Origin of the sequence: Corynebacterium sp. CCUG 51687, assembly GCF_024453995.1 — a bacterium.
GTDB lineage: Bacteria > Actinomycetota > Actinomycetes > Mycobacteriales > Mycobacteriaceae > Corynebacterium > Corynebacterium pseudogenitalium.
In genome coordinates this window covers 129,135-135,637 of sequence record NZ_JAGPYT010000006.1, presented here as the reverse complement: position 1 = coordinate 135,637, position 6,503 = coordinate 129,135, and the positions used below count along the sequence as shown (strand labels likewise).

Sequence of the window (6,503 nt, the reverse complement as noted above, 5' to 3'; positions counted from 1 at the left end):
TTGTCGGGGTCGGGGTCGGTGTTGTAATCTGCCCAATCCTTCTCTGGTGGCTTGGGGATCAGCGGGGGAATATCGTGTGGGGACATGGGTGCGGACCTCCTTCGGGTTCTGGCCCACAACCAGCCTGCCACCTAGGGGTTGTGAGGGAATTTGGTGTGCCTGGCTGTGGGGCAGTGCCAAAGGACGCAACCAGTTTTCCGTGACCTGGGCTTTTGCCGGGTTTTTCGGATGTGGTTGCGTCCTTTGGCACTGGCAGCGTGCGGCTACTGCAACGCCGAGGTCAGCTTCATCACGTTGTCGATGTAGCGGCGGTACCACGGCCGCGTGTTCCAGCGCTCCAGCGTGAGCTCGCGAGTCACCGACAGGTACGTGTCGGCGAGTTGGTTGAGGTTGCGGAGGAGGGGGCCGTCGCAAATTAAGAGTGAGCTTTCGTAGTTGAGTGAGAAACTACGAATGTCCATGTTGGAGGAGCCAAGCACGCCGACGGCGGCGCCGGGCTCCTTCGAGGTGGGGTCGACGAGCAGGAACTTGGTGTGCAGGACGTAGGGGGCGGGGAACTCCCAGATGCGCACCCCGGCCTCGAGAAGTTGTTGGTAGTAGGAGGACTGGGCGTGCTGCACCATGAACTGGTCTGCCTTCTGGCCAACGAGCAGGTCCACGCGCACGCCGCGGTAGCAGGCGGTGGTGATGGCCTCCAGCAGTGAGTCCTCGGGCACGAAATAGGGGGAGCAGAGCACCAGGTGTTCTTTGGCGTGGTGGATGAGGGTGTTAAACATCCGCAGGTTCGGTTCGGCCTGGTAGCCGGGCCCCGACGGGATGAGCTGGACCAGGTTCGCGTCTGCGGGGGCGCCGAGGTCCAAGGGGGCGGTGAGCTCGATGGGTTCGCCGGATTCGGAGTACCAGTCCACGGCGAACAGCGCCTCGATGGAAGTGACGATGGGCCCTTGGAGCTCCACGAAGGCGTCGACCCATTGGCGTCCGGCGGCGCGGTGTTGGCGGGTGAGGTAGGTGCGGTCGATGAGGTTCATGGAGCCCATCATGGCGGTGTGGCCGTCGATAATGATGAGTTTGCGGTGGTTGCGCAGATCCGGGCGGCGGAAGCGGCCCTTGAGCAGGCTCAGCGGCAACATGAGGTGCCAGTGGATGCCGGCCTTCGTCAGGCGCCGTTTCAGCGCGCGGAAGCCGGGGTATTTCATGGAACCGATGTGGTCGAATAGGAGGCGGACGTGGACGCCGCGGGCCACGGCACGCTCCAACGCCTCAAACACAATGGCGGTGGTGTTGTCCCAGGCCACCGCATAAATCTCGATGTCGACGTATGCTTCCGCCTTATCGACGAGCTCCGCAATCCGCACCATCGTCTTCTCGTAATCCGCCCACATGGCGACCGCGCTGCCGTGCACGGCGGGGAAGCCGGTCAGGGTGCGGTTCAGCGTGATCATCGAGGTCACTTCTGGGTTCGCCTGCTGACCGGCGGGAATGTCGGGGATGTCGGAGTAGACGTCGTTGAGGACGGCGTTCGCTTCCTTCTGGATGCGGTGGCGCCGCTGCGAGACGTACTTGGACCCCATCAGCAGGTACAGCGGCAGGCCCACGAACGGGAGCAGCAGAATGAGTAGCAGCCAAGCGTTCGCGCTCGACGGCTTGCGGTTCGACGGCACCACGCCAATCATGACGAACTTGATGGCGTAGTCGATGCCCATGGCGATGAGCTGCCACAGGGAGAGGCCACTGAACAGAGACAACATGGCTACCGCACCTGGTCGAGTGCGAGGTCGGCGGTGTCGTAATCAGCGATGACGGGCGCGTGATCCGATGCGCCCTTGCCGTCGCGCTCCGCCACGTCCACCCAAGCCTGTTGCAGGCGGCGGGCGAGAGGGGGCGTCGCTAAGTGGAAGTCTATAAGCATGCCTTCGTTCTTGGGGAAGCGCATGGACTTGTAGTCCCAGAACGAGTAGGGGTCCGCGTGGCGGATCTCCTCCAAGCCGGACTCCAGCAGCATCTGGAACGCGGCGCGCTCCGGCTCCGTGACGTGTGTCTTGCCCTCAAACCAGGCGATGTCCCACACGTCCTCGTCGCGCGGCGCAATGTTGAAATCGCCCGTGAACAGCTGCAACGCTTGCGGGTCCACGGTCTCGCGCAGGGAGTAGAGGAACTCGAGCTTGTAGTCGTAGTGCGGGTCGCCGATCTCACGGCCATTCGGCACGTACAAGCTCCATATATCGACGCCCCCACAGCTCGCCCCGACCGCCCGGGCCTCCACAACCGGATCGCCCTTCTTCGCGAACGCCGGTTGGCGCTCAAAGTGTGTCCGCACGTTCTCCAGCCCCACCCGCGACGCGATAGCCACACCATTCCACTGGTTGTAGCCCACATGCGCGACCTCGTAGCCCGCCGCCTCGAACGTGGAGTAGGGGAACGTGGCGTCCTTCGTCTTCGTTTCTTGCATGGCCAACACGTCGACGTCGTTGCGGTCGAGGAAAGCGGCGATCCTCTCCGCCCGCGTACGTACAGAGTTCACGTTCCAAGTGGCGATGCGCATGCCAATACCCTAGCGCAGACGCAGGACACGCCGCCGATGGTGGTCATCGTCCACGATCTCCTCCGGGCCGACCTCCCACAGCTCCGGGTGCCGCGCCGCGTGCTTCTCCGCCGCCTTGCCGATGCGCTCCGGCACCAACAGGCGCACTGGGAGGGAGTGGGCGTCGTAAAACTCCTTGAGCTCGGTGAGTGGCAGCGGCGCGAGTGCCGCCGACGGGCCCAACGGCACCGCCGTATTATCCTGCGGGTTCGCGGCGCCCGCGCGGGCCAGCCACCCCTCGACCCACTCCTGCACCGGCGCCGGGTTCGCCTCCGCGAGCTCCACTTCTTTTCGACGAATCTCCGAATTCCGAACCGTCCTCGGCGCCAACGAACGCACCGCCACCGGCTCCGTGATGGTCACCTCGCGCCCATCGCGGCGGCGCACCCGTAACGGGTCCACCCCGACGACCTCCCCGAGCGCCTCATTGACCCCGGACTCCGTGCGGTAGCGGACCGTCACCCTGCCCCCAACAGTGGGCGCTTCCTGGCGAAACATCTTGGCTATAGTGCCTTTAGTGTCCGAACGGGTCTTCGTCCGTGCCCGGCAGCCACGTGTTGCCCGGCTCCGTCCACCCGTTCGCCTTAATCGCGCGCTTCGCCTCCCGCTTGTAGCGGCCGGTCAGCACGTCCGTGTACACGAAGCCATCCAGGTGGCCGACCTCATGCTGCAGACACCGCGCGAAGAACCCAGTGCCCTCAATTTCAATCTCGTTGCCGTTCTCGTCCAGGCCCGTGACCTTGGCCCAGTCCGCACGGCCGGTGGGGAAGCCCTCGCCCGGGACGGACAGGCAGCCTTCGTCGTCCTCGCCGTCGTCGCGCGGCATGGTCTTCGGGATCTCGCTTGTCTCCAGCACCGGGTTGATCACGGTGCCGCGGCGCATCGTGTCGCCGTCAGGGCAGTGGTACACGAACAGGCGCAGCGGCACACCAATCTGGTTCGCGGCCAGGCCCACGCCGTTGGCGGCGTCCATCGTTTCGTGCATGTCCGCAATGAGTTCCTGCAGCTCCTCGACGGGTTGCTCCACCGGCTTCGTCGGGTTGTGCAGGACAGGGTCGCCATAAATAACGATCGGTCGAATGGTCATGGCTACCATAATAGGCATGCCTGAGCAGCTTTCAGATTCGGACCGCGCCATCCTCACCTTCGAGGCCCACGCCCCGCGCGCCATCGGCGCCAAAGAAGAAGCCATCACCACGCAGCTCGGGCTTACACCGGTTCGCTACTATCAAAAACTCAACCTCCTTCTCGACGCCCCCTCCGCCCTCTCCGAATTCCCCCAACTCGTACGCCGCCTGCAGCGCCTCCGCGACCGGTGAGCGTTTTCCGCTCGCTCTGGCCCCTCGTGCTTTGAAAAAGTTCCCGCGCCCGGGAACCATTTTGCGTTTGGGACCGGCTCCGGTCGACCAACGCTTTCGTTTCTCCAGGTCGCGACTGCTGTCTATGAAAAAAGTTCCGGCGATCACGCCGATCGCGGGAACTTTTCAGTAGGCGGCGTGGTAGCGGCCGGTGTGACCCGGCTCCTGGCCAGGCACGCGCCTCAAATCTGCTCGTAGCGTGCGCTTAGAAGCGTGCGATGCAGGTCGCGCATTTTCATCCAGCCCGGCCGATTTCCGACGACCAGCATCGCACTCCTTGAACACCTCGACCGGAATGTACTGGCGGTTGGCGAAACCAAGCACGTGGTGCGCGTGGGAAGATGTAAACGTCTGCAAAAACGTTTAGAGTGGCGCATGTGACTAATGTGAATCCTGAGAACGAGTACCAGGGCGCCCACCGCCGCGCCGAAGACCCCGCAGAGGATGACTACGGCCAAGAGTACGAAGCGGCGCCGGCGGCGGCGTTCCCGAAGCGGGGCGTCGCGATGATCTTGCTGGCCGTCGCCGCCCTTCTGCTGCTGTGGGGCATTTACGCCATGAACAAGGGCGACGGTCAGGATGCGGCCGCGCCGGGCACCACCGAAGCCACGACCGCCCAAGCTACCCAAGCCACCCAGGCAACGACCGCGATCTCGGCGCCGGCGAACCCGTCGGAGCAGGCGCAACCAAGCGAGAAGGCCACCGAGCAGGAAAAACCAGCCGAAGAAACCAAGCCCACCGAAAAGCCAGCCGAGCAGGAACAACCAGCTCCTGCCCCCGCCGGTCTGGCTCGCGAGCAGGCGCAGGTGTACGTCTACAACAACTCCGGCATCCCGGATCTGGCGAACCGCACCGCCGGTGACCTCGCCGCCCAGTACAACGTGGCGAACCGCTCCAATGACGCCGCCGCGATGAACATGCCGGAGCAGACCTACGGCGCGTTCCCGCAGACCTTCGTGTTCTTTAACCCGAACACGCCGGGCGCGGACGCGGTTGCGGCGGAGCTCGCGCAGCGCATCGGAGGTACGCCTCGGGCGACGACGGATGTGCCGGCGAATACGAGTTTGCCGCGAGAGGCCGTCGAGAAGCCGGAGGCGATCACTGTCGTCCTCGCGGGAGAATAAAACCCCCGCGCGGCCCGCGCGCGACGTTTAGACTGGCTACCTATGGATCCATACCGCGAGTTCGCCCGTTCCCCCGAGCCGACACTGGGAGTGGAGTGGGAGATCTGTGTTGTCGATAAGGAGACGCGGGACCTGGTACCCCGCGCCCCCGAAATTATCGACGCCATCTCCGCCACCAACCCCAACGTCCACCTCGAGCGGGAGTTCCTCCAAAACACGGTCGAGCTGGTTACTCCGGTGTGTAAGAACACGAAAGAGGCCGTCGACAAGCTGGCGGAGAGCTTGGCCGTCGTGCGCGCTGAAGCTGACGCCCGCGACCTCGACCTGTGGGCCAGCGGTGGCCACCCATTTTCCGACTTCCGCGAGCAAGCCCTCAGCCCCAAAATTTCCTACAAGGAAATGATCAACCGTACTCAGTACTGGGGTCAGCAAATGCTGCTGTGGGGAATTCACTGCCACGTCGGCATCAGTCACGAAGACCGCGTCTGGCCAATCATCAACGCGGTGATGACGCACTACCCGCACCTGCTCGCCATCTCCGCATCCAGCCCAGGCTGGGACGGGCTGGACACCGGGTACGCCTCCAACCGCACCATGCTCTACCAGCAGCTTCCCACCGCCGGGATGCCGTACCAATTCCAAAGCTGGGCCGAATGGGTCCAATTCATGGACGACCAACGCACCTCCGGCGTGATCAACCACACCGGCTCCATGCACTTCGACGTCCGCCCCGCCGCCAAGTGGGGCACCATCGAAGTCCGCATCAGCGACGCCACCTCCAACCTGCGCGAACTCGCCGCGGTCGTCGCGCTCACGCACTGCTTGGTCGTCTACTACGACCAGCTTCTCGACGCCGGCGAAGCCCTCCCCACGCTCCAGCCCTGGCACGTCGCCGAAAACAAGTGGCGCGGGGCCCGCTACGGCCTCGACGCCCTAGTAATCACCAGCCGCGACACCGACGAACGCTGGCTCCGCGACGAACTGGTTACGTTGGTGGACACCCTGCAGCCTGTGGCTGCGCAGCTTGGGTGCACGCGCGAGCTGAACCTCGTGCTAGAGATCATGCAGCGCGGCGCCGGCTACCAGCGGCAACGCCGCATCTACGAAATGACCGGCTCCTGGCACGACGTCGTCGCCGCCACCTGCGCCGAGATGCAGGAGATGACCTGGGGGTAGGCCCTTCCTGGGTACTTGGGGCTCTGTGCACCACATTCCCACGTGGGGCGCGGGCGACCTGGGCTTTTGTGTGCGCGCCCAGCCCGAATACAGGAATTTGGTGCTTGTCCTCATGTAGCAGTGCCAAAGGACGCAAGCCCTTTTCGCGACCTGGGCTTTTACCCCTTCCCCCAACAAGAACTGCGTCTTTTGTCACTCGAGCCGGTTGGGGTGACACCACATTCCCACCCACGCACTCAGCGACCTGGGGAAACGTCGAGGCGG

The 6,503-nt window shown here is 64.2% G+C and carries 8 protein-coding genes; 3 read left to right on the top strand and 5 right to left on the bottom strand.

Annotation, left to right across the window (positions count from 1 at the left end; translation table 11 throughout):
* Positions 1-263 precede the first annotated feature (263 nt).
* Genes cls through KBX13_RS07635 form a run of 4 tightly spaced genes read right to left on the bottom strand, consistent with a single transcriptional unit; the run spans position 264 to position 3,668 of the window.
* Complete coding sequence (gene cls / locus KBX13_RS07650) at positions 264-1,745, bottom strand: cardiolipin synthase (RefSeq protein ID WP_370687321.1); 1,482 nt, start codon at positions 1,743-1,745, stop codon at positions 264-266.
* 5 nt (positions 1,746-1,750) lie between these two features.
* Positions 1,751-2,542 (bottom strand): exodeoxyribonuclease III, encoded by a 792-nt coding sequence (locus tag KBX13_RS07645; protein ID WP_256021519.1) that lies wholly within the window; start codon positions 2,540-2,542, stop codon positions 1,751-1,753.
* Positions 2,543-2,551: 9 nt separating this feature from the next.
* Entirely contained in the window at positions 2,552-3,079 is a 528-nt protein-coding gene (locus KBX13_RS07640; protein ID WP_256021517.1) for a hypothetical protein, read from the bottom strand.
* 16 nt (positions 3,080-3,095) lie between these two features.
* Positions 3,096-3,668, bottom strand: coding sequence for a peptide deformylase (locus tag KBX13_RS07635; protein ID WP_256008458.1), 573 nt, complete (start codon positions 3,666-3,668; stop codon positions 3,096-3,098).
* A gap of 16 nt (positions 3,669-3,684) precedes the next feature.
* Here KBX13_RS07635 and KBX13_RS07630 point away from each other — a divergent pair, with 16 nt between their 5' ends.
* Complete coding sequence (locus KBX13_RS07630; protein WP_256021516.1) at positions 3,685-3,900, top strand: DUF3263 domain-containing protein; 216 nt, start codon at positions 3,685-3,687, stop codon at positions 3,898-3,900.
* A 165-nt stretch (positions 3,901-4,065) separates the two neighbouring features.
* On the opposite strand, the gene KBX13_RS07625 is transcribed toward KBX13_RS07630, so the two are convergent.
* Positions 4,066-4,296, bottom strand: a complete 231-nt coding sequence (locus tag KBX13_RS07625; RefSeq protein ID WP_256021514.1) for a hypothetical protein — start codon at positions 4,294-4,296, stop codon at positions 4,066-4,068.
* A 20-nt stretch (positions 4,297-4,316) separates the two neighbouring features.
* Here KBX13_RS07625 and KBX13_RS07620 point away from each other — a divergent pair, with 20 nt between their 5' ends.
* On the top strand, positions 4,317-5,063 hold the full coding sequence (locus KBX13_RS07620) for a LytR C-terminal domain-containing protein (RefSeq protein ID WP_256021513.1): 747 nt from the start codon (positions 4,317-4,319) through the stop codon (positions 5,061-5,063).
* Positions 5,064-5,105: 42 nt separating this feature from the next.
* The gene (locus KBX13_RS07615; RefSeq protein WP_070478205.1) at positions 5,106-6,239 is read left to right on the top strand and encodes a glutamate--cysteine ligase; all 1,134 of its coding nucleotides are present in this window, start codon (positions 5,106-5,108) and stop codon (positions 6,237-6,239) included.
* The last annotated feature ends 264 nt before the right edge of the window (positions 6,240-6,503 follow it).